Genomic DNA, 22,893 nt, shown 5'->3' with positions numbered 1-22,893 from the left:
TCCCCCGGCCCGGCTTGTCCGCCCCGGCGCCCCGTGGCAGAGTCGATCGCAGTGACGTCGCAGGCGTCGAAAGACTCAGGAGTCCGCATCGTGATCGATCCGGACGGCTATAGACCCAATGTCGGCATCGTTCTGATGCATCCGGATGGCCGCGTATTCTGGGCGCGCCGGGTGCGCCGTGACGGCTGGCAGTTCCCGCAGGGCGGGATGAATTCCGACGAGACTCCGCTCGAGGCCATGTATCGGGAGCTCGCGGAAGAGACCGGGCTGCAGGCCCGCCACGTCGACGTGCTGGGCGCCACGCCGGGCTGGCTGCGCTATCGGCTGCCGCCGCGCGCGATCCGCCGCAACGACCGGCTGGTGTGCATCGGCCAGAAGCAGGTCTGGTACCTGTTGCGCTTCACCGGCGCGGACGCCGACCTGCGCCTGGACCTGACCGATACGCCGGAGTTCGACCACTGGCGCTGGGTCGATTTCTGGTATCCGCTCGAACACGTGGTCAACTTCAAGCGCGGTGTCTATACGCGCGCCCTGCAACATCTGGCGCCGTTCGCGCGTCAGGTGGCTGGATCCCGGGCGGTGCCGACGATCAGTCTGGAATCCCAGCGCGGACGAGGGCGTCCGGCGCCGGTGACGAGAACGCGCCTCGTTCAGGATTGACAATCATTCTCATATGGAAGGACAATCGGTTCGTCCCATGAACCGCGAGTCCGCCGTGTACGTCTGTATCTGCAACGGGGTTACCGACCACCAGATCCGCGAAGCCGCGGCCGCAGGCTGCGGCAGCATGACCGAGCTCACCATGCGCACCGGCGCTGGTGCCTGCTGCGGCAGCTGCGTGGATACGGCGGTGGCGCTGCTGGAAGACGAGGCCGCTTCGCGCAGGGTCCTCCAGGTCCTGCCGCTGGCCAACGCGGCCTGAGGCACCCTGCATCCGCCCCGCCCGGATAAAGGTGGGATTGATCACGATTCGCGTTCCGGCACATGGGAGTCGTTGGCGCTAGAGTCGTCAGGATCATTCCCCACGCCAGCCGGAGACATGCCATGAAGGGCGACCCCAAGGTCATCGAGTTCCTCAACAAGGCGCTCTACAACGAACTCACCGCGATCAACCAGTACTTCCTGCACGCCAAGATGCTGAAAAACTGGGGCCTCGAAGATCTCGCCAAGCACGAGTACGAGGAATCGATCGACGAGATGAAGCACGCCGACCAGCTGGCCGACCGCATCCTGTTCCTCGAGGGGCTGCCGAATTTCCAGGCGCTGGGCAAGCTGCGGGTGGGCGAGTCGCCGCGCGAGATCCTTGAGTGCGACCTGGCGCTGGAGCTCGACGGACTGCCGCTGCTGCGCGAGGCGATCGAGTTTTGCGACAGCATCAAGGACTACACCAGCGGCCGCCTGTTCAAGGACATCCTTGATTCCGAGGAAGAGCACGTCGACTGGATCGAGACCCAGCTCGACCTGATCAACCGCGTCGGCGAGCAGAACTACCTGCAGTCGAAGATGGGGAGCTGATCGCAGCTATAGCTGCGCGATTCGCTCAGGCTTGTGCCGCGCTTGCGGCCTTCAGGGCCGCGCGTGCCCGGTTGAACTCGTTGGCCACCAGCGCCACCGCCACGGCGGGGCGCTCGAGCAGGCGCTCGCGGGCGCCCAGCTCGACGCGCTTGGCCGCGGCCGACAGTGACATCGCACCCAGGTTGGCGCTGGACGACTTCAGCGAATGCGCGGCGTCGCGCAGGGCGTCGTAGTCGGGGCCGGTGGCGGCCTGTTCCATGGTGCCTACCAGGCGCGGCGTGTCCGCGAGGAAGACGTCGATCAGGTGGTCGAGGTCGCCGCCGAGCATGACGCGCAGCTCATCAAGGATCTCGTGGTCGAGCACGGGTGGCAGCGTGGGTGGCGGTGCCGCGAATGCCGGCGGCGGGGCGGCCTGAGCGGCCGCAGGCGCCGGCTCGGGCGCATGCATGGGTGGCGTGGAGGGCGGCCGGACTACCGGTGCCGGTTCCGGCTGTCTGGTCCATTCCGCGCCTGTTTCAAGCGCCGGCGACGCCGGCACGTCACCGGTTTCGTCATCCGGCCGGGCCACCGGCGGCATCCCGTCGACGAACTCCACCTGGACTTCGGCGTCCCCGTTTCCGGCGCCGGCAATGTGATCGTCGTAGCCGATCATCTCGCCAGTCTCCGGATCGACTTCGTAGGCTTCGCGCTGGGCGGCGGCCGCGGCCGCTTCTGCGTTCCACCAGCGCGCCAGCGTGCGCTCCAGCTCGCTGCGGGTCACCGGCTTGGCGAGGTAGTCGTCCATGCCGGCGTCCAGGCACTTCTGGCGATCACCGGCCATGGCGTTGGCGGTCATGGCGATGATCGGCACGTGGCGGCCGTCGGCGGCGTCCTGCTCCATCTCGCGCCAGCGACGGGTGGCGGTGTAGCCGTCCATCACCGGCATCTGGCAGTCCATCAGCACGACGTCGTAGCGCGAGGCTTCCATGCGCAGCAGAGCGGCTTCGCCGTTGCTGGCGGTGTCGCAGGTGATGCCGAGCACCGACAGCAGGCGCTGCCCGACCATCAGGTTCACGGGGTTGTCTTCGACCAGCAGCACGCGCGCGGCGCGGATCGGGGCCGAGGGCAATGAGGATGCGATGGCGTTTGCCATGGAGGTTGGTTCCCTGACGGAGTCCGGTGCCTGTGTGGCGTTCCCGCCCAGCAGGGCGGCACGGAGGTCGGCGTCGGGGGACTGCCGGCTGAGGAGGGTGACGCTGCGTTGCAGTTCTTCGGGGACCGGGTCGTCCCCGTACAGGCAGACCAGCTTGAGGTCGCCGTAGACGGCCTGGCGGCCAAGGTTGCGGTGCAGGGCCACCGCGGTGCTGCGCATGCCGGCAAGATCCGCCAGCACGAGGGAGTAGGCCCAGGGCGCGCCCTGGTTGGAGGCCGCGCGCAGGCGGTCGAGGGCTTCCTGGGTGTTCTCGACCGCGCTCACGCGCAGGCCCCAGTTGGGCAGCAGCATCGACAGCCGCAGGCGCAGGCGCGGGTCGGCGCTGAGCAGCAGCAGGCGGCCGCGCGCGGTGTGGTCGTCAAGGTTGTTGGGCATGTCGCCGGCGGCCTTGAGCAGCGGGATCTCGAACCAGAAGGTAGCGCCATGGCCCGCTTCGGACTCCACGCCGATGCGGCCGCCCATCAGGTCGACGATGCGCTTGGAGATCGCCAGGCCCAGGCCGGTGCCGCCGTACAGGCGGGTGGTGGAGGCGTCGGCCTGGCTGAAGGCCTGGAACAGGCGCGATTGCGAGCTGGCCGGGATCCCGATGCCGGTGTCGCGCACTTCGAAACGCAGCTGGTGCTGGGCGGCGGTCTCGCCGTTGCGGCGCACCGTCATCGACACCGAGCCGCGTTCGGTGAACTTCACTGCGTTCGACACCAGGTTGCCCAGCACCTGGCGCAGGCGCACCGGGTCGCCGCGCACGGCCAGGCGCACGGCCGGGTCGATGTTCAGGCTCATGCGCAGGCCCTTGCCCTGGGCCGGGCGATCCATCAGCTGCATCACGCCTTCAAGCAATTCGCGCAGGTTGAAGCCGGTGCTTTCGAGTTCGAGCTTGTCGGCCTCGAGCTTGGAGTAGTCGAGGATGTCGTCGACGATGCGCAGCATCTGCTGCGACGAGGTGTACGCGGTGCGCACCAGCTCGGCGTGGTCGGGCGCCAGCCGGGCGTGCATCAGCAGGTCCAGCATCGGCACGATGCCGTTGAGCGGAGTGCGGATCTCGTGGCTCATGGTGGCCAGGAACTCGCCCTTGGCCATCACCGCCGACTCCGCCGCCTGCTTGGCCTGGCGCATCTGGGTTTCGAGCTGGGCGTGCTGCTCGACCTGCGCCTGCAGCTGCTCCATCACCGCTTCATCGCGGCGCGCGCGTTCGTCGGCTTCGTCCATTTCCTGGTCGCGGCGACGCACGCTGACGTGGATGGCGATGACCGCGAACAGCACCAGCAGCACCAGCACCAGGGTCGCGTGCTGCCAGGGCCCTATGAAGCCGAGGGCTTCGAGCACCAGGGAGAGCGCCGCGCCCGCAGCCGCGCCCAGCGCGAGCCAGCGGAACATGATTGCCGGGGGTCGTCCGCGTGTCAGCATCTCAGAGCACCGAGTGGTGGAAGTCGAAGTCCATTTCTCCCGCGGCCTGCTGCACCAGGTTGCCCTGGATGAAGTCGACCCCGCTCATCCAGAGCGTGGCCGCGGCCTGCGGATCCTCCACCTGCTGGCCGATGACGCACAGGCCCAGGCGGTGCGCGCGCTCGATGGCCTGGCGCATTTCATCGCGCACCGCCGGATCGTCGAGCTTCTGCGCGTAGCGCGAACTCAGCCGCACGTAGCCCAGCGGCAGCTGCGCGAGCAGGGCGTCGGATTCGCGGCCGGACTGGTACTGGCCGAGGCACAACTGCACCCCGGCGGGCACCATGGCGTCGCAGAATTCGCGCAGCGCCAGGGCGTGGATCAGGGCCTCGTCCTGGCGCACGTCGATCACGATCCGCGCACCCTCGATGCCGTAGGCGGCCAGCATCCCCAGCACGTGGTCTGCGTGGCCGTCGCGGGCCAGGCTGCGCGCCGACTGCGAAACGAACAGGCGCACCGGCCGGCCTTCGGCGGCGCGCTGGTGCAGCACGGTCACCGCCAGTTCGAGCACGCGCGCATCGATGTCGTGCATCAGGTCGGCGGCGTCGGCGGCGGGCAGGAAGTTGGCCGCGGCCAGCAGCGTGCCGTCGGTGCTGCGCATCCGCAGCAGGGTCTGGAACTGCGCGTCTTCGCCACCGGCCACCGCCACCACCGGCTGGAACGCCAGTTCGAACCGGTTGTCGGCCAGCGCCTGGCGCACTGATTCGGCCATGGCCTGGTCGTGGTCGCGCTGGCGCGGGGGCTGGTAGCCGGCGACGGCGGTGGGCTGGGCGCGGGCCTCGCGCAGCGCGCGCTCGGCGGCGGCCAGCGCGCTGCTGGCGTCGCCATAGGCGTGGGCCAGGGTGGTGTAGCCGACGAAGGCGCGCAGGCGCACCGGCTCGTCGTTCGCGCTGAAGCCTTCGCGGCCGAGCGCATCCCGCAGCGCGCGGGCGCTCTCGGGCAGCTGCGCGGGTTCGAGGCTGGCGGCGTGGATCAGGTAGATGCTGTCGCTCAGGCGCGACACGGCGTGGCCGGAGGCGGCTTCGCCGATCCGGGCGGCGGCGTCGGTGAGCAGCTGCTCCAGCCCCGAATAGCCGTAGCGGTCGCGCAGTACCCCGATGCCCGCGACCTCGACCATGAACAGCGCACCCTTGCCGTCGCCGGGAATCATCGAGTTCAGGCGCTGCAGCATGTGCGAACGGGTGAACAGGCCGGTGACCGGGTGGCGGCCGCCGCCGCTGCGCTCGCGCTGCAGCATGCGCGCACGGCGCACGCGGCTCTGCACGGCGGCGATCAGGTGCCGTGGCCGCACCGGCTTGGTGAGGAAGTCGTCGGCGCCGACCTCGAGCACTTCCAGCTGGCGCTCCGGGTCGAGGTCGCCGGTCAGGAAGACAATCGGCACGTGGCCGTAGGCCGGATCCTCGCGGATGAGGTTGGTCAGCTCGACGCCGTCCATGCCCGGCATGTGCAGGTCCATCAGCACCAGGTCGGGACGGAAGGTGCCGAGCGAGGCCATGACTTCGCTGGCCACCGACACCACCGCGGCCTGCATGCCGGCGCCGCTGAGCACGCTTTCGGCGAACAGCGCCTGGCTGAGGTCGTCCTCGACCACCAGCACGCGGTAGGGCGCCTCGGTGCTGCCGTCAGCGGCGACCGGTGGCGTGACCGCGGGAGGCGGTGGTTCGGCCGCGGGTGCATCGACGCGAACGGTGACCGGCGGCGCGGCGTCTTCGCACCAGCGGCGCCAGTAGCCGGCGGGCGGGAACTCGGCGCGGACTGCCGCACCGGGCAGGGGCGCTGCCTGGTCCGTGTCGGCCGCGGTCCGGGTGCCGGTTGCTGCGCTCACTGCGGGAGACCTCCGTAAGCAGGCGGAGGCGTGGCGCACCTTGCGCTCCCCCGAATCGTCAAGCCTACAACGAACCGGCGCCGTGGTCCTGCGATGCCGGTCGCGCTCAGCCCGGCCCGGTCGCGGGCCGGCGCCGGAACACTCGCCGCCAGAGCCACCACAGGCCCAGGGCGAGCAGCAGGCTCAGTGCCAGCGCGATCCCCAGGGCCAGCAGCGGGTTGGCCAGGGCAAGGGCCAGCAGGCCGATCGCGGCGACGTCTTCGGTGGCCGAGGCCCCCCAGTTGCTGAGCGGTTCGGGGGACGCATTGATGAGCACCCGGCTGCCCGCTTTCAGTGCATGGCTGCCGAGGGCGACGCCAGCCCCGGTGGCGAGCATGCCGGCCGACAGGTCGCCGTCCGGCGAGAGCGCAGCCGCGGCCAGGAAGGCGCCGGCCGGCACCCGCGCAAGCGTCTGCAGCAGGTCCCAGCCGGAGTCGACGCCCGGGATCTTGTCGGCGAAGAACTCGACCAGCGCCAGCACGCCGGAGATGCCCAGCACCCATGGCGATGCCGTGACTTCGAGTGCGGACGGCAACTCCAGCCAGCCCAGGGCGCCGGCCACGCCAACGCCGAACACCGTGAGGTAGACGCGGATGCCGGCCAGCCAGGCAAGCAGGACGCCGGCGGCGAACAGTTGGGCTTCGGACATGGCCGTGCTCCATCGGGCTGCGATCGACTGCGGTGGCGCGAAGTATATGCACCACCCCGTTCGCCCGACGCTCAGGCGCGCGCGTTACCATGCGGGAATGCCGGACACGCCACCGCCCGAACATCCGCATCCGCGCGCGCACCTCGTTCTGATGGCCGTGCTCGCGGCCTGCCTGCTGCTCGGCGCCTGGGGCGCCTGGACGGTGTTCAACGGCACCGGCCGCAGCGACGATGCCGCGCTGCGCGCTGAAATCGACGGCCTGCGCCAGGAAGTCGCGACGCTCGCGCGCTCCGACCAGGTCAGCCGCGAGGCCAACGGCGACCTGCAGGTCGCGCTGGCCGAACGCGACGAGGAGATCTCCGCCCTGCGCGCGGACGTGGCCTTCTACGAGCGCCTGGTCGGCAGCACCAGCCAGCGCCGCGGCCTGAGCGTGCACGGCCTGCGCCTGCAGTCGCAGGGCGAGGGTGCCTGGCACTTCACCGCTACCCTCACCCAGACACTGAACCGGGCGGCGGTGAGCAGCGGGCACCTGACCATCCAAGTGGAAGGCTCGCGCAACGACAGCCTGGAGCGCCTGGACTGGACCGCCCTGCGCCAGGCCGACGACGCGCCGGGCGTGGAGTATTCGTTCAAGTATTTCCAGCAGGTCGACGGCGACCTGATGATTCCGGAAGGATTCAAGCCGCTCCGCGTGATCGTGCGCCTGGCGCCACCGCGCGGCCAGGCGGTCGAGGAGTCCTTCACCTGGGCCGAGGCCACTGCGGCGACGCCCCGTTCCGCGCCGGACGCTTGAAGCCCGCGGCCCCACCCCCCATGCTTGATGGCATGAGCACCACCATCGATCTTTCCGCCCCCGGGTACCAGTCGCTTGACCGCCCGCTGGAGTTCACCCCCTCGGCCGCGGCCAAGGTCCGCGAGCTGATCGCCGAAGAGGGCAACGATGCCCTCAAGCTGCGCGTCTACATCCAGGGCGGCGGCTGCTCGGGCTTCCAGTACGGCTTCGAGTTCGACGAAGAGCAGGGCGATGACGACCTCGCGGTGGCAACCGATGGCGTGACCCTGCTGGTCGACCCGCTGAGCCTGCAGTACCTGATGGGCGCGGCGGTCGATTATGTCGAGAGCCTGCACGGCGCGCAGTTCACCATCCGCAACCCGAACGCGAAGTCGACCTGCGGCTGCGGCAGCAGCTTCACCGCATGAGCCCGCGGCGCGCGGCGCCGTTCGCCTTCGTCGAGGCGCCGCTGGATCGCGCCGAGAACATCCGTGACGACAGCGCCGCCCTGGCCCGGCTGTGGGCGGCCGGGCGTGCGCTCGTGCTCGATGCCGAGGGCCGGGCGTGGGCGGCGGCCGATGGCTCGCTGCTCGCACCGCCCGCGGTCGATCTTGCCGACGGGCCCGGCGCGGCCCTGTTCCTGGGACTGCGCGGCGATGAGGGCTGGTTCGCGGTGCGCGCGGAAGACGCCCGTGGCCCGTCTGCGCGCGGAGCCGTGGATCCGGCGCCGCCGTCCTGCGTCGACCTGCGCAGCGCGGCCGCGCAGTGGCCGGATTTCGAAGCCACCGCCTTCGCCCAGGCGCGCGCGGTGCTGCACTGGCGCGCGCGGCACCGGTATTGCGGGGCATGCGGCGGGGCGCTCGAGTACCGGCGCGCGGGCTGGCTTGGCTACTGCGCCGGCTGCGGGCTCGAACACTATCCGCGCACCGATCCGGCGGTGATCGTCTCGGTGAGCGACGGCGAGCGCCTGCTGCTCGGGCGCGGCCCGGGCTGGGCACCGCGGCGCTATTCGGTGCTGGCCGGCTTCGTCGAACCGGGCGAATCGCTGGAGCAAACGGTTGTGCGCGAGGTGTTCGAGGAATCGGCGGTGCGCGTGCTCGGCTGCCGCTACCTGGCCTCGCAGCCGTGGCCGTTCCCGTCGTCGCTGATGCTGGGCTTCGAGGCTGAAGCCGCACCGGACGTGCCGCAGTGCCTGAGCGACGAGCTCGAGGACGCGCGCTGGTTCAGCCGTGACGAGGTCGGCGCCGCCCTGCGCGGCGAGTCCGACCCCGACGGGCTGCTGCTTTCACCGACCATTTCGATCTCGCGCTGGCTGATCGAACGCTGGCACGGCCGCGGGTGAGGGCGGTCGCCGCCGCCTGCTGGCGCTAGAATCAGGCCATGTTCCCCACCCTGTTCGCGGTAGTGGTTGCCCTGGTGCTCGGGCACCTGGCGCCCTGGTTTGCCGCCGCCGTCCGCGATGACGGCTGGTATCGCGCCCTGCTGCGCTGGCTCGACGGTCGCTTCCACGAGGACGCGTTCTGGCGCGGGCGCTGGGGCCTGCTGCTGGCGCTGGTCCCGGTGGTGCTCGCGGTCGGTTTCCTGCAGTGGCTGCTGCACGGCGTGGCCTTCGGGCTGCCGTCGCTGGTGTTCGGCGTGGTCGTGGTGTTCTACGCCTGGGGCCCGCGGGATCTCGATGTCGACGTGGCCGCGGTGGTCGATGCGGACGATTCCGCCGAGCGCCGCGAAGCGCTTGCACGCCTGCGGCCGCCGGCCGCGGCCGGAGCGGCCGACGCCGGCGACGAGGTCGGCCGCGTCTTCATCGCGGCGCTGAGGCGCTGGTTCGGCGTGCTGTTGTGGTTCGTGCTGCTGGGCGCCGTCGGCGCGCTGCTGTACCGGCTGGTCGCGATTGCCGCCGAGGACGAGCCGGCGCTGTACCTGCCCGCCGGCACGGTGGAGGGCGCACGCCGGCTGCTGCTGCTGCTGGATTGGCCGGTGGCGCAGCTGATGGCGCTGTCGCTGGCGCTGGTGGGCAACTTCGACGTGGTGGTGTCGGCCTGGAAGGCCGCCGGCGGCACCGGCCTGGCGGAGGGGGTCGACGTGCTGGCCGCGGCCGGACGCGCGAGCGTGCGTCGTGAGCTCGACGACGCGATCCGGGAGGTCGGCTCGGTGGGGGCCGGGGCCGAACCCGGCGACGCCGGCGTGCCGCCGATGGCGGTGCCCATGGCCACGGCGCTCGAGGCCCCGCTGGACCAGGCGATGCGCGACGCCATGTCCCTGGTCTGGCGCGTCCTCCTTGCCTGGCTCGCCGTGCTGGCCCTGTTCGTCGTCGCCGGCTGGGTCAACTGACCTGGCTTTTATGGGCGCGGCTCCGCTGTGCGGTACCGCAGATCAGGGGTTGTCGCCCCGCAGGGAACGCACCCTTGCCTCCAGCATCGGGGCGTCGGCGACGGCGCCGGGAATCGGCGCGTCCGCCATCACCGCGACGTGCGCGCGGAAGCGGCGCGGCACGCGCATCAGGCCCAGGCGTCCGCTTGCGGCCGACGCGCTGCGCCGGCTCCACATGCTGCTCCACATCCCGCGCAGCGCCATCGGCACCACCGGCACCGGGCGGCGTTCAAGGATGCGTTCGACGCCCGACTTGAAGGGTGCAATCCCGCCGTCAGACGTCAGCCGGCCTTCCGGGAAGATCAGCACCAGTTCGCCCCCGGCCAGCGCCGCGTCGATGCTGTCGAACGCGCGCTGCATCATCGCCGCGTCCTCCTTCGGGCTCGCGATCGGGATCGCGCCCGCGGCACGGAAGATCCATCGCATCACCGGGATCTGGAAGATCCGGTAGTACATGACAAAGCGCACCGGCCGCGGGATGCTGGCCGCCAGGATCAGCGCGTCCATGTAGCTGACGTGGTTGCAGACCAGCAGCGCCGGGCCTTCGTCGGGCACGTGGCGCTCGATGCCGTGCAGCTCCAGCCGGTACAGCGTGCGCACCAGCAGCCAGCTGACGAAGCGCATCGCGAACTCGGGCACGATGGTGAAGATCCACGTCGCCACCAGCAGGTTGGCGATCGCCACCGCCAGGAACACCTGCGGGATGCTCCAGCCCAGCACCTGCTGCAGCACGAGCCCCGTGACCGCCGCGGTGACGATGAAGGCGGAGTTCTGGATGTTGAGCCCGGCGAATACGCGTGCCATCTCGTGCTTCGGCGTACGGCTCTGGATCAGCGCGAACAGCGGCACGATGAACAGGCCGCTGGAGAAGCCGATGCCGGTGAGGTCGATCGCGATGCGCCATCCGTTGTCGCCGGCAAGGAAGCCGGCGATGTCGAGCCCGGCCTGCGGCGCCAGCCCGCTGCGGGCGAAGTAGAGATCCAGCATGAAGGCGCTGATGCCGAGCGCGCCCAGCGGCACCAGGCCGATCTCGACGGTGCGCGCCGAGAGCTTTTCGCACAGCAGCGAGCCCACGCCCACGCCGATCGAGAACAGCGCCAGCCCGAAGATGTACAGGCTGGTCGAACGCTCCGCCGCGCCCAGGTGGAGTTCGGCATAGTTGGGCAGCTGCGCGGTCAGCACCGTGCCCACGAACCAGAACCAGGACACGCCGAGGATGGCGTTGCGCACCGCCGGCGTGCGCCGGGTGAGCTTCCAGATGCGGATCGATTCCGGTATCGGGTTCCAGTTGAGCTTGAGCCCGGGCGCACCGGCATCCACCCGTGGGATCAGCCGCGCGACCAGGTTGCCGATGACCGCCAGCGCGACCACCGAAGCCGCGGCCGCTTCCGCGCCCCAGGTTCCAGCAACCTGGAAAACGAGTCCGCCGTAGATCATGCCGGCGAGGATCGACAGCGACGTGCCCATCTCCACCAGGCCGTTGCCGCCGGTGAGCTCCTCGGGCTTGAGCACCGCCGGCAGGATCGAATACTTCACCGGACCGAACAGCGTCGACTGCATGCCGGTCGCGAACAGCGCCACCAGCAGCAGCGGCATGTTGCCGAGCAGGAAGCCGACGCCGGCCAGCGTCATGATCCCGATCTCCATCGCCGTGGTGATCACGATCAGGCGCTGCTTCTCCAGTTTTTCGGCGAACTGCCCCGCGATGGCCGAGAACAGGAAGTAGGGTGCGATGAACAGCGCCGGCGCCAGGTTGGTGTAGAGCGTGCGCTGTTCGCTGTCCACGCCCATGTAGAACAGCAGGCCGATGATGGCCTGCCGGTAGACGTTGTCGTTGAACGCGCCCAGCGCCTGCACGGCGAAGTAGGGCAGGAAGCGCCGCTGGCGCAGCAGCTCGAACTGGGAGTAGGCCATGCGGACCCCGGATGGTGTGCGGCGAGCCTAGCGCAAGCCCGCGAAACCGGCCATCTCCGGCACCGGCTTTGCAGGAGCAGCTATAGCGGCTCCTGCAGGAGCTTCGTGGGGGGCTTACAGGGTCGAGGCGATTTCGGAGACCGCCCGGAACGAGCGCAGGCGGTGGTCGAAGTCGAACACGTCGGAGACCACCATCAGCTCATCGGCCCGGGTGCGCTCCATCAGCGCCTTGAGCCCTTCGCGCACGGTGTCGGGGCCGCCGTAGATGCTGTGCGCGAGCATGTGCGAGGCCTGGGCCTTTTCCTGCGGCGTCCAGTACTGTTCGATGTCGTCGATCGGCGGCTTGGTGAGGTCGCGGGCGCCGCGGAAGATGCCGGCGAACGACATCTGCTGCGAGGTGGCGAGGAACTTCGCTTCCTCGTCGCTCGGCGCCGCGATCACGTTGACGCCCACCAGCGCATACGGCTTGTCGAGCTGCGCGGAAGGCTGGAAGCGGCTGCGGTAGATCGACAGCGCCTGGTCGAGCATCTGCGGCGCGAAGTGCGAGGCGAAGCCGAAGGGCAGGCCGAGCTCGGCCGCGAGCTGGGCACCGAACAGGCTGGAGCCGAGGATCCACAGCGGCACTTCGGTTCCCGAACCGGGAACGGCCTCTACGCGCTGGCCGGGGCGCGTCGGCGACAGCCAGGCCTGCAGCTCCTGCACGTCCTGCGGAAAACGATCGCTGCTGGCGGGGTCGCGGCGCAGCGCGCGCACGGTGACCTGGTCGGTGCCCGGCGCGCGACCCAGGCCAAGGTCGATGCGGCCCGGAAACAGCGTGGCCAGCGTCCCGAACTGCTCGGCGATCACGTACGGCGCGTGGTTGGGCAGCATGATGCCACCGGCGCCGACGCGGATTTTCGTGCTGCCGCCGGCAACGTGGGCGATCACCAGCGACGTCGCCGCCGTGCTCACCGCCGGCATGTTGTGGTGCTCGGCGATCCAGAAGCGTTCGTAGCCCCAGCCTTCGGCCTGGCGGGCAAGCTCGCGGGCTTCGTCGAGCGCGGTGCGGATGTCGCCCCCCTCGCGCACGCGGCCGAGTTCGAGGATCGAGAGGCGGGGCATGGTCATGGGGGGCTCCTGTCGTGGCCGGTCAGGCCGGGGGGATATGTCCGCACTCGCGCGCGATTGCGCGCCAACCGATGTCGTTGCGATGGAATTCGCCGGGCCAGGAAATTCCGGCGACGGCGGCATGGGCGCGCTGCTGTGCATCGGCCACGCTGTCGCCCAGCGCGCAGACGCAGAGTACGCGGCCACCCGCGGTCACCGCGTGTTCGCCTTCGATGCGGCTGCCGGCGTGGAACACCTTGGTGTCATGCATGTCCGGCACGTCCCAGGTGTTGATCGGATCGCCGGTGCGTGGCGCGGCCGGATAGCCTTCGGCCGCCATCACGATGCCCAGCGCGGGGCGTGGATCCCAGTCGACTTCGACGCCTTCGAGCGCGCCGTCGATGCCGGCCTCGACCAGCGTGGCGAAGTCCGAGCGCAGGCGCATCATGATCGGCTGCGTTTCCGGGTCGCCGAAGCGCACGTTGAACTCGATGACCTTCGGCGCGCCGTCGGCGTCGATCATCAGCCCGGCATAGAGGAATCCGGTGAACGGCACGCCGTCGGCGGCCATGCCGGCAACGGTCGGCCCGATCACCTCGCGCATGACCCGTGCGTGGACCTCGGGCGTGACCACCGGTGCCGGCGAATACGCGCCCATGCCGCCGGTGTTGGGGCCGGTATCGCCGTCGCCGACGCGCTTGTGGTCCTGGCTGGTGGCCATCGGCAGTGCAAAGCCGCCGTCGACCATGGCGATGAAGCTGGCTTCTTCGCCATCGAGGAATTCTTCGATCACCACGCGCGCGCCGGCTTCGCCAAAGGCATTGCCGCCGAGCATGTCGCGCACCGCGGCCTCGGCTTCATCCAGCGTCATCGCCACGATCACGCCCTTGCCCGCGGCCAGGCCGTCGGCCTTCACCACGATCGGCGCGCCGGTGTCGCGCAGGTGCGCCAGCGCGGGTTCGAGTCCGGTGAACACCGCGTAGTGCGCGGTCGGGATGCCGTGGCGGGCAAGGAAATCCTTGGCGAAGGCCTTGCTGCCCTCGAGCTGCGCCGCCGCCGCGCCGGGCCCGAAGATGCGCAGGCCGGCGGCCTGGAAACGATCGACGATGCCGGCCACCAGCGGCACTTCGGGGCCGACCACGGTGAAGGCCACGCCCTCGTCGCGGGCCAGCGCCAGCAGCGCTTCGATGTCGGTGGCCTTGATGTCGACGTTGCGGCAGCGCGCTTCTGTCGCGGTGCCGGCGTTGCCGGGCGCGACCAGCACTTCGGCCACTCGCGGCGACTGCGCCAGCTTCCACGCCAGTGCGTGTTCGCGGCCGCCGGAACCGATGACGAGGATTTTCATGGTCAATGCCTGAAGTGCCTGACGCCGGTGAACACCATCGCGATGTCATGCTCATCGGCCGCTGCGATCACTTCGGCGTCGCGCATCGAACCACCCGGCTGGATCACCGCGCGGATGCCCGCCTCGCCGGCGGCGTCCAGGCCGTCGCGGAACGGGAAGAACGCGTCCGAAGCCATCACGGAACCCGGCACAACCAGCCCCGCGTCCGCGGCCTTGATGCCGGCGATGCGCGCGGAGTACACGCGGCTCATCTGCCCGGCACCGACGCCGACGGTGGCGCTGTCCTTTGCGTACACGATGGCGTTGGACTTCACGTATTTGGCCACGCGCCAGGCGAACAGCAGGTCGCGCAGCTCGGCGTCGGTCGGCGCGCGCTTTGTCACCTGCTTCAGTTCACCCGCCGTCATGCCGCGGGTGTCGGCCGACTGCAGCAGCAGGCCGGAGCCGATGCGCTTGCTGTCGTAACTGTTCATGCCCTCGCCGAGCGCGATGCGCAGCACGCGGACGTTGGCCTTCTTCGCGCAGTACTCAAGCGCCGCGGGCTCGTAGTCCGGCGCGATCAGCACCTCCACGAACTGGCGGTCCAGGATCGCCTTCGCCGTGGCCGCGTCGAGGGTGGTGTTGAAGGCGAGGATGCCGCCGAAGGCCGAGGTCGGGTCGGTGGCATATGCGCGCTCGTAGGCCTCTCCACAGCCGGCGGCGGTAGCGACGCCGCAGGGATTGGCGTGCTTGACGATCACGCAGGCGGGCGCGTCGAACTGGCGTACGCACTCCCAGGCCGAATCGGCATCGGCGAGGTTGTTGTAGCTCAGCTCCTTGCCCTGCAGCTGGGTGAATGTCGCAAGCGTCCCCGGCACCGGATGCAGGTCGCGATAGAAGGCGCCCGACTGGTGCGGGTTCTCGCCGTAGCGCAGGTCCATCACCTTCACCACGCTGGCGTTCATCTGCGCGGGGAATTCGCTGCGCACCGGCACGCCGTCGGCGGCCTCTGCGATCGCCGACAGGTAGTTGCCGATCGCCGCGTCGTACTGCGCGACGCGGTTGAACGCCGCCACCGACAGCGCGAAACGGGTCGCGGCCGACAGTGCACCGTCGTTCGCGTCAAGCTCTTCGGCGATGCCTGCGTACTGCGCCGGGTCGGTGGCGACCGCCACGCGCGCGAAGTTCTTCGCCGCCGAGCGCAGCATCGCCGGGCCGCCGATGTCGATGTTCTCGACGGCGTCGGCCAGCGTGCAGTCGGCGTTCGCGGTGACCGATTCGAAGGGATACAGGTTCAGCACCAGCAGGTCGATGGCGCCGATGCCGTGTTCGGCCATCACCGCTTCGTCAACGCCCGCGCGCCCCAGCAGGCCGCCGTGCACCACCGGATGCAGGGTCTTGACCCGGCCATCCATCATTTCCGGAAAGCCGGTGGCGTCCGCGACGTCGCGCACCGCCAGGCCGGCCTCGCGCAGGGTGCGGGCGGTGCCGCCGGTGGAGAGCAGCTCGACGCCGCGCGCGGCGAGCGTTCGGGCGAGTTCAACCAGGCCGGTCTTGTCGGATACGGACAGCAGGGCCCGGCGCAGGGGCAGGCGATCGACGGTCATTGCACGTGGGGGCAGCGGGGATCCCCCGATTATACGGCGCGGGCGCGACGGGTCCCGGCGCCGCGCGGATCAGAGAATCCCGTAGTCGCGCAGCTTGCGGCGCAGGGTCGCGCGGTGGATGCCGAGCATGGCCGCGGCGCGGCTCTGGTTGCCCTCGCAGTGGTTGAGCACTTCGACGAACAGCGGGATCTCGAGCTCGCGCAAGGCGATGTCGTACAGGTTTTCCGCATCGCAGCCGTCGAGGTCGCGGATGTAGCGGCGCACGGAGTTCGCCACGTGCTCGCGCAGCGGCGCCCGTTGCGTGCCGCGTGCCTGCGGCTCGTTGCTGTCGGCGGCGTTCAATCGGACCCCTGGACCATGTCGCGCAAGCGCGCGATCGGAAACGAGTTTAGCGTGCGCCGGGCGCGGCTGCCATCGGCCCGGCGCCATCGTGGAAATCGAATGCGAAGCCCACCGCACCCGGGCCCGGCTCGAGCACGTCCATGCGGATCATTGCGCCCTGGCCGCTGCCGAGCAGCTCCGAGGGCGGCTCGCCGCCGAGGTACTCCGCGGCGGTGAATGCGCGCGTGCCGAGCGGGCGGCCGTCGATGTCCGACAGCGTCAGCACGATCCCGGGCCAGGGCTGCGGCCAGGCGGCGTCGTTGCGGAAGCTGGCGGCGATGCGCAACGCATTGGCGGCCTGTGGATGCGGACGCACGTCGCGCTCAAGCAGCACGAACGCCGCAGGCTCGCGCCACGGTGGCAGGCCGCAGCGCAGCAGCGCGCAGGCGCGCGCGACCACGGGCCGCCAGGCCGGGTCGGCGGCCAGGCGCGCGCGGTCGGCGAGCAGCCACTGCAGCAAAAGCAGCAGCGCCAGGGCAACGATGGCGGCGGGCAGCGCCCAGGCGCGGCCCGGGCGTGCCTCCGGGATGGCGGTGCGCCGGGTGCGCGCGAAGCTCGGGGCGGCGCGGCCGGTGGCGCGCCGCGGCGCGGCCGCAGGGGCGGTTTGCCCCGGGCCCGACGCGGCGGCTGCTGCAGCTTCGGCTTCAGCTTTGGCTTCCGGTGTCGGTGCGGGCGCGGGTTGCAGGCCTGGCCCACTGGTGTCCGCTGGCTCCCGGGCTTCCGCCGGCGCCGTGCTCGCCAGCGGTGTCTCGTCCCCCTCTTCATTCGCTGCCCCGGATCCATCTCCCGGCATGTGCACCGCCGCATCTTCAGCAGAGCCGTCCGGCGCTGCTTCAGACGGTCCGTCATGCGCCACGGCGGGCGGGTGCGGCATGGGCGTGGTCACCGGCACCTGCAGCAGCGTGGCGAGCGATATCGCGGGCTGTGCAACGCCATCGTCCGCCGGGTTCCCGGCGCTGGTCGCCGGCCCGTCGAACGCTTCCGAGATCGCCGCCGCCACGCCGCTGCGGGCATCGCCCACCGGGGCCACCGCGCCGCCGGGAAGACCGCGCAGCGGTGCCGCGCAGCGCGGACAGCGTTCCGGAGGAAGGTCGCTGGCCGGGTCGGTGGCGACCAGGCCGCGGCAGGAGGGACAGTTGACGAACATGCGCTCTATTCAAGCACGCGCGCTGCGCGGCGGGCAGCCGTCAGCGGCGCCGGATGCCGTCAATGCGAACCCAGTCACCTTCGATCGCGACCGAGAGCCCGTCGAACCATTCGCCATAGCGCGCGAGCAGTGCTTCCTGCTGGCCGTCGAGGATGCCAGACAGCGCCAGCCGGCCTTCGGGTGCGACGCGCGCGGCAAGGGTGTCCGCCAGCGCATCCAGCGCCGAAGCGAGGATGTTGGCGACCACGATCGGCCATGTGCCCTCGGGTGCCTCCGCCGGGGCGTATACCGACAGGCGCTCGCCCACGGCGTTGCGCGCGGCGTTGTCGGCGGTGGCGAGCAGCGCCTGCGGATCGTTGTCGATGCCGGTGGCGTGGGCGGCGCCGAGCTTGAGCGCGGCCAGCGCGAGGATGCCGCTGCCGCAGCCGAAGTCGAGCACGCGGACGCCGTCCAGCTGGCCGTCGGCGGCCAGGCCGTCCAGCCAGCGCAGGCACAGCGCAGTGGTGGGGTGGGTCCCGGAACCGAAGGCCAGTCCCGGGTCCAGGCGCACGATGGCAGCGTCGTCGCTCCCGGCGCCATCGGGCAGTTCGTGGTTCCAGGGCACGATCCAGGTGCGTTCGCCGAAGCGCAACGGCACGTACTGGTCCATCCATGCGCGCTCCCAGTCCTGGTCCTCGACGTTGCGGAACGACACCCGGCTCCAGTCCAGGCCGGCGTCGAAGCTTTCCAGCGCAGCAAGCAACAGCAGGGGGTCCGAGTCGTGCGGGAACAGCGCGCTCAGCGAAATCGCCCCCCACAGCGGCGTCTCGCCGACGCCGGGCTCCAGGATGGCGCGCTCGTTGCCGGTATCCGCGTCCGCATCGAGCATGGTCACCGCCAGTGCGCCAACGTCGTCGAAGGCGTGCTCGTAGCGGGGCTGTTCCGATTCGCGGCAGTGCAGGGTCAGTTCGAGGAAGGGCATTGCGCGGGGCCGGGCCAGGGGAGCGCCATGGTACCGGCCGGCGCGTCGGGTTTGCCGGCCCGGGAGTGTCCCGGGCCGGCAACGGGGCTCAGGGGCCCGGCACCAGGGTGTCGACCTGGTAAGTGGTGCCGCGGCCGGTGCCGTCGGCGCGCAGCGTGGCGGTCCCGTTCACCGGGGGCCTGGTGGACAGCACGGTGAACGAGTACAGCTCGCCCCAGGCCAGCGACCGGCCGCCGGAGCCCGCGCTCCATTCGATGCTGTCGGTGCCGGCCTCGAAGGCCCAGTCGTTCGCCGCGTCGAGGTCGCCATCGCGGACCGTGGTGGCGGTGACGGCGTCAGCCGATGCGGTGGCCAGCGCGAAGGCGTCGAAGCCCTGGGTGGAGGTGATGCGCAGGTTGGGCGAGCTGCCCTCGGTTTCCGCGAACGCGAAGTCGAAGTTCATCAGCGCGTAGTGGTACTGCCAGACGCCACCCGCCAGCCGCTTGGCCTTGACCGCCAGCTTGGCGTGCGAGTCTCCGGACACGAGCTCACTGATGAGCTTGCGCTCCTTGCTCGGGTTCATGTGCGGGTTGCGCGGATTCATCGGAACAGTGCTGCCGAACCAGCGGTCGATGGCCGAGCCCAGGCGCTCCGCGCTGGTGCCGATGTTCCAGATGCTGCCGGTCCACGACGGGTTGGTCACCTTGGTGGACATCGAGTTGTAGATGTCGATGTCCTTGCGGGCCACGTACCAGGATTCGAACATCCAGGTGGCGCCCGGGTTGGCGGCCGGCGACACCTGCGACTCGTTGACCAGCAGGCGGTGGACGTAGTTGTCGCCCGGCGCGGTGTTCTGGACGCCGTTGCAGTCCGGATCGAACACCGAGCCGCAGCGCCCCCAGAGGCCCGAGGAGGGCAGGATCTCGTCGCGCGAGGTCATGCCCTGGGTGTAGTCGTTGTTGCCAACGGAGTAGGTGTCGGTGCAGCCGCGGCCGAGCGCGTGGCCGTGGTGGTCGTTGCTGTCCAGGCAGCCGCCGTTGGTGGTCAGGTAGGCGTGCTTCACGCCCGAGCGGCCGACCTGCTCGAAGCTGCCGTCGGCGTTGGTCCGGTACATGTTCCAGATCAGGTATGGATGCTGGTCGTTGTTGTACGGGGCCGAATTGCCGGAGAACTTCTGGTGCCAGGGAATGGTGGCCGTCCACATCGCGCTGCTGGTGCCCAGCGGGTCGCCGGGCACGGTGGCGTTGATGCTGCCTTCGTTGACGTTGTTCTTAAGCGTCGCCGACGGCGCGATGGCCATGGTGCCGCTGCCCGAGGTTCCGCTGCAGCCCTGGCAGCGCAGGTACTGCGCGAAGGTGCTGAGCATGAAGATGTCGTTCTGGTAGGTGCCGCCATCGGGCGCCGGATCGCCGTCCCAGGTGATGTGGTTGGCCTGCGGCTGCAGGTCACCGCTGCCGCGCAGCTGCACCGGCACGTCGAGCTGCAGTTCGGCGATCGCCATGCCGGCGGCATACGGGGCGCCCAGGCGCTTGGCCAGGCGTTCGCTGATGCGGATGTCGGAGGAGCCGATGGTGAACGACGCCGGATCGTCCAGCAGTTCGTGCATCACATGGTCGACGTGGAACCAGGCCACGCCCTTGGCGTCGACCAGGTCGAACTCGGGCTCGGCGCCGCGCTTGACCGCGCGTGGCACGAGGCGGAAGCCGTCCAGGTCGATGCTGCCGCCCTTCAGCTGCACCACGTAGCCGCCGCGGGCCTGGAGGGCACCGCCGGCCATTTCACGGGCGTAGCCGTTGTCGACCATGAAGCGCATCTGCCGGGCGTCCTGCAGCGCGAAGCGCTCGGAGCCGTCCGAGGTGGACTGGCCATGGATGGAGGCGGGCACGATGCGCATGCCGAGGTCGCCGGCAAGGTCATGGTTCCAGCGGATGCCGATGTCGCCCCCGCCGACGCTCCAGGGCCTCTCGGTCGTCGTGTTCCCAGTGGTAGCGCCCTTGGGCGCGGGTGCAGCGGTGCGTGGCTGTGCGAATACGATCCCGGCGGTGGCTGTGGCCAGAAGGCCGCCCAGCACGACGGTGGCGACCCTGCTCTTGCGAACGCGCATCGATCCTCTCTCCCTTGTCGTTGGTACCGGCCCCCGTGCCCGGTGAACGACCGAGCATAGGCGAGGTGGCCGGAGCCACCAAGGTGCGGTGCGACATGGTGCCGGCCGGCGAAAGCCGCTGCCGCCCGGCAGGACCGGCGCTCAGAGGATCGAGAGCGAGTTGTCCTTGCGCTCGGTCAGGCGCTTTTCGAGATAGTGGATGTTGCGCCCGCCTTCCTCGAAGCCGCTGTCGGCCAGGATCCGCTGCTGCAGCGGGATATTGGTGCGGATGCCGTCGACCACCATCTCGCTGAGCGCCACGCGCATGCGGCAGATCGCCTGGTCGCGGTCGGCGCCGTGCACGATCAGCTTGCCGATCATCGAGTCGTAGTTGGCCGGCACCCGGTAACCCTCGTAGACGTGGCTGTCCACGCGCACGCCCGGTCCGCCGGGCGCGTGGAAGTGCTGGATCAGCCCGGGCGAGGGCAGGAAGCTGTCCGGGTCCTCGGCGTTGATCCGGCACTCGATCGCATGGCCGCGGATCACCACGTCCTCCTGGCGGATCGACAGCGGCCGCCCGGCGGCGATCATCAGCTGCTCGCGGATCAGGTCGATGCCGGTGACCATCTCGGTGACCGGATGCTCCACCTGGATGCGGGTATTCATTTCGATGAAGTAGAACCGGCCGTCCTCGAACAGGAATTCAAAGGTGCCGGCGCCGCGGTAGCCGATGCGGATGCAGGCGTCCACGCAGACCTGGCCGATCTCGGTGCGCATCGCGTCGGTGATGCCGGGTGCGGGTGCTTCCTCGACGACCTTCTGGTGGCGGCGCTGCATCGAGCAGTCGCGCTCGCCCAGATGGATGGCCTTGCCCTGGCCGTCGGCCAGCACCTGGATCTCGATGTGGCGCGGGTTCTCGAGGAACTTCTCCATGTAGACCATGTCGTTGCCGAAGGCCGCCTTGGCCTCCTGCTTGGTGGTCGCCACGGCGCCGGGCAGCGCGGCCTCGGTATGCACCACGCGCATGCCGCGGCCGCCGCCGCCGCCGGCCGCCTTCACGATCACCGGGTAGCCGATGCCGCGCGCCAGGCGGATGTTCTCCGCGGCGTCGTCGCCCAGCGGGCCGTCGCTGCCGGGCACGCAGGGCACGCCGGCGGTCTTCATGGCCTTGATCGCCTCCACCTTGTCGCCCATCAGGCGGATGGTGTCGGCCTTGGGGCCGATGAAGACGAAGCCCGACTGCTCCACGCGCTCGGCGAAGTCGGCGTTCTCGGCCAGGAAGCCGTAGCCGGGGTGGATGGCCTGGGCGTCGGTGACCTCGGCGGCGGCGATGATGCTGGCCATGTCGAGGTAGCTCTGCGGCGAGGGCGCCGGGCCGATGCACACCGATTCGTCGGCCATGCCGACGTGCTTCAAGTTGCGGTCGACGGTGGAATGCACCGCGACCGTGCGGATGCCCAGCGCGTGGCAGGCGCGCAGGATGCGCAGCGCGATCTCGCCGCGGTTGGCGATGACGACCTTGTCGAGGGGCATGTCGTCGGGCCTCAGCCGATCACGAACAGCGGCTGGTCGAATTCGACCGGCTGTCCGCTCTCGCCCACGATCGCCAGCACCGTGCCGGCAACGTCGGCCTCGATCGGGTTGAACATCTTCATGGCTTCGATGATGCCCAGCGTGTCGCCGGCGCCGACCGTCTGGCCCACGGTGACGAAGGCCGGCTTGTCCGGCGCGGGCGATGAATAGAAGGTGCCGACCATCGGCGAACGCACCACGTGGCCGTCGGGAAGCGCGGGGCCGGTGGGTTCGGACGGACGACCGCCGGTGGCGGCCTGGACCGGTGATTGCATCGGCATCACCGGGTCCGGCTGCGGGCCGGCCTGCACGAACTGCGGCTGCGGCTGCGACGCGTAGCCGCGCGGCGTACGTGCAAGGCGCACGGACTCCTCGCCTTCCTTGATCTCGATCTCGGCGAGGTTGGAGTCCTCGAGCAGGTCGATCAGCTTCTTGATTTTTCTCAGGTCCATGCGGGCCTCTCAGGTGGTGCCGGCAGTGGCGCCGGCAGTGGCAATCGGGAAGTGCGGGCCGGACTCAGCCTGCCGGCGCCAGGCGGGGCAGGGCCGCATCCAGGGCAAGCCTGTAGCTGGCGGCACCAAAGCCTGCGACCACGCCCAGGGCCAGGTCGCTGAAGAAGCTCTGGCGGCGGAAGGGTTCGCGGGCGTGCGGGTTGGACAGGTGAACCTCGATGAAGGGGATCGCGACCGCGGCCAGCGCGTCGCGCAGCGCCACCGAGGTGTGGGTGAAGGCGGCCGGATTGATCAGGATGAAGCGGGTGCCGTCGCCGGCGGCGGCCTGCACCCGGTCCACCAGCACGTGTTCGGCGTTGGACTGCAGGCTCTCGAACGCCAGCCCCGCCGACTCCACGCGCGCGCGCAGCCCGGCGTCGATCGCGGCCAGCGTGTCGCGGCCATAGATCTCCGGCTCGCGGCTGCCGAGCAGGTTGAGGTTGGGGCCGTGGAGGACAAGAAGCCTGTCCATTTCCGATGCCGATCCGCCTTCGCGAAAAACGGCGGTCAGTCTGCGGCAAGCGGCGGATCGTGTCCAGATCGCCG

The 22,893-nt window shown here is 70.2% G+C and carries 20 protein-coding genes and 1 pseudogene; 7 read left to right on the top strand and 14 right to left on the bottom strand.

Annotated features, from left to right (window positions below; all coding sequences use genetic code 11):
• Positions 1-90: 90 nt before the first annotated feature.
• The 3 genes and pseudogenes from WCE37_RS11865 to bfr all read left to right on the top strand — a co-directional run.
• Positions 91-603, top strand: a pseudogene (locus WCE37_RS11865) (RNA pyrophosphohydrolase); the annotation flags it as partial.
• 112 nt (positions 604-715) lie between these two features.
• Positions 716-922: a (2Fe-2S)-binding protein gene (locus WCE37_RS11860; protein WP_343279660.1), complete on the top strand. Its 207-nt coding sequence runs from the start codon at positions 716-718 to the stop codon at positions 920-922.
• A 122-nt stretch (positions 923-1,044) separates the two neighbouring features.
• Positions 1,045-1,515, top strand: coding sequence for a bacterioferritin (gene bfr, locus WCE37_RS11855; RefSeq protein WP_343279549.1), 471 nt, complete (start codon positions 1,045-1,047; stop codon positions 1,513-1,515).
• 25 nt (positions 1,516-1,540) lie between these two features.
• On the opposite strand, the gene WCE37_RS11850 is transcribed toward bfr, so the two are convergent.
• The 3 genes from WCE37_RS11850 to WCE37_RS11840 form a co-directional block, all read right to left on the bottom strand.
• Positions 1,541-3,913, bottom strand: a complete 2,373-nt coding sequence (locus WCE37_RS11850; RefSeq protein ID WP_343279659.1) for an ATP-binding protein — start codon at positions 3,911-3,913, stop codon at positions 1,541-1,543.
• A gap of 199 nt (positions 3,914-4,112) precedes the next feature.
• Positions 4,113-5,975, bottom strand: a complete 1,863-nt coding sequence (locus WCE37_RS11845; protein ID WP_343279548.1) for an EAL domain-containing protein — start codon at positions 5,973-5,975, stop codon at positions 4,113-4,115.
• 106 nt (positions 5,976-6,081) lie between these two features.
• Positions 6,082-6,663 (bottom strand): DUF4126 domain-containing protein, encoded by a 582-nt coding sequence (locus tag WCE37_RS11840; protein ID WP_343279547.1) that lies wholly within the window; start codon positions 6,661-6,663, stop codon positions 6,082-6,084.
• Here WCE37_RS11840 and WCE37_RS11835 point away from each other — a divergent pair.
• Genes WCE37_RS11835 through WCE37_RS11820 form a run of 4 tightly spaced genes read left to right on the top strand, consistent with a single transcriptional unit; the run spans position 6,662 to position 9,763 of the window.
• Positions 6,662-7,456 carry a DUF6776 family protein gene (locus tag WCE37_RS11835; protein WP_343279546.1) on the top strand — a complete coding sequence of 265 codons (795 nt, stop codon included), beginning with the start codon at positions 6,662-6,664 and terminating at the stop codon, positions 7,454-7,456. The genes WCE37_RS11840 and WCE37_RS11835 overlap by 2 nt on opposite strands.
• A 32-nt stretch (positions 7,457-7,488) precedes the next feature.
• Positions 7,489-7,863, top strand: a complete 375-nt coding sequence (gene erpA / locus WCE37_RS11830; RefSeq protein ID WP_343255788.1) for an iron-sulfur cluster insertion protein ErpA — start codon at positions 7,489-7,491, stop codon at positions 7,861-7,863.
• The gene (gene nudC / locus WCE37_RS11825; RefSeq protein WP_343279545.1) at positions 7,860-8,777 is read left to right on the top strand and encodes an NAD(+) diphosphatase; all 918 of its coding nucleotides are present in this window, start codon (positions 7,860-7,862) and stop codon (positions 8,775-8,777) included. Before erpA ends, nudC begins: the two co-directional genes overlap by 4 nt.
• 38 nt (positions 8,778-8,815) lie before the next feature.
• Positions 8,816-9,763 (top strand): hypothetical protein, encoded by a 948-nt coding sequence (locus WCE37_RS11820; RefSeq protein WP_343279544.1) that lies wholly within the window; start codon positions 8,816-8,818, stop codon positions 9,761-9,763.
• A 42-nt stretch (positions 9,764-9,805) separates the two neighbouring features.
• Here the strand turns inward: WCE37_RS11820 and WCE37_RS11815 are convergent, their stop codons facing one another.
• The 11 genes from WCE37_RS11815 to aroQ form a co-directional block, all read right to left on the bottom strand.
• Positions 9,806-11,716, bottom strand: a complete 1,911-nt coding sequence (locus WCE37_RS11815) for an MFS transporter (RefSeq protein WP_343279543.1) — start codon at positions 11,714-11,716, stop codon at positions 9,806-9,808.
• Positions 11,717-11,830: 114 nt separating this feature from the next.
• Positions 11,831-12,817 (bottom strand): LLM class flavin-dependent oxidoreductase, encoded by a 987-nt coding sequence (locus WCE37_RS11810; protein ID WP_343279658.1) that lies wholly within the window; start codon positions 12,815-12,817, stop codon positions 11,831-11,833.
• A gap of 28 nt (positions 12,818-12,845) precedes the next feature.
• The gene (gene purD, locus WCE37_RS11805; protein ID WP_343279542.1) at positions 12,846-14,147 is read right to left on the bottom strand and encodes a phosphoribosylamine--glycine ligase; all 1,302 of its coding nucleotides are present in this window, start codon (positions 14,145-14,147) and stop codon (positions 12,846-12,848) included.
• Between the two features lie 2 nt (positions 14,148-14,149).
• Positions 14,150-15,733 (bottom strand): bifunctional phosphoribosylaminoimidazolecarboxamide formyltransferase/IMP cyclohydrolase, encoded by a 1,584-nt coding sequence (purH, locus tag WCE37_RS11800; RefSeq protein ID WP_343279541.1) that lies wholly within the window; start codon positions 15,731-15,733, stop codon positions 14,150-14,152.
• 69 nt (positions 15,734-15,802) lie between these two features.
• Positions 15,803-16,075: a DNA-binding transcriptional regulator Fis gene (gene fis / locus WCE37_RS11795; protein WP_343255794.1), complete on the bottom strand. Its 273-nt coding sequence runs from the start codon at positions 16,073-16,075 to the stop codon at positions 15,803-15,805.
• Between the two features lie 46 nt (positions 16,076-16,121).
• Positions 16,122-17,261, bottom strand: a complete 1,140-nt coding sequence (locus WCE37_RS11790; protein WP_343279540.1) for a DUF3426 domain-containing protein — start codon at positions 17,259-17,261, stop codon at positions 16,122-16,124.
• Between the two features lie 40 nt (positions 17,262-17,301).
• Positions 17,302-18,222, bottom strand: a complete 921-nt coding sequence (gene prmA / locus WCE37_RS11785) for a 50S ribosomal protein L11 methyltransferase (protein WP_343279539.1) — start codon at positions 18,220-18,222, stop codon at positions 17,302-17,304.
• Positions 18,223-18,310: 88 nt separating this feature from the next.
• A complete protein-coding gene (locus WCE37_RS11780; RefSeq protein ID WP_343279538.1) occupies positions 18,311-20,305 on the bottom strand; it encodes a hypothetical protein in 1,995 nt (664 codons plus the stop codon).
• 141 nt (positions 20,306-20,446) lie between these two features.
• Entirely contained in the window at positions 20,447-21,817 is a 1,371-nt protein-coding gene (accC, locus tag WCE37_RS11775; protein WP_343279537.1) for an acetyl-CoA carboxylase biotin carboxylase subunit, read from the bottom strand.
• Positions 21,818-21,828: 11 nt separating this feature from the next.
• Entirely contained in the window at positions 21,829-22,308 is a 480-nt protein-coding gene (gene accB, locus WCE37_RS11770; RefSeq protein WP_343255799.1) for an acetyl-CoA carboxylase biotin carboxyl carrier protein, read from the bottom strand.
• Positions 22,309-22,372: 64 nt separating this feature from the next.
• A complete protein-coding gene (aroQ, locus tag WCE37_RS11765; protein ID WP_343279536.1) occupies positions 22,373-22,819 on the bottom strand; it encodes a type II 3-dehydroquinate dehydratase in 447 nt (148 codons plus the stop codon).
• Positions 22,820-22,893 lie beyond the last annotated feature (74 nt).

This window comes from Luteimonas sp. MJ250 (genome assembly GCF_039548455.1).
Classification (GTDB): domain Bacteria; phylum Pseudomonadota; class Gammaproteobacteria; order Xanthomonadales; family Xanthomonadaceae; genus Luteimonas.
The sequence above is the reverse complement of the archived record's forward strand: the minus strand, read 5'-3'. Positions and strand labels throughout refer to the sequence as shown.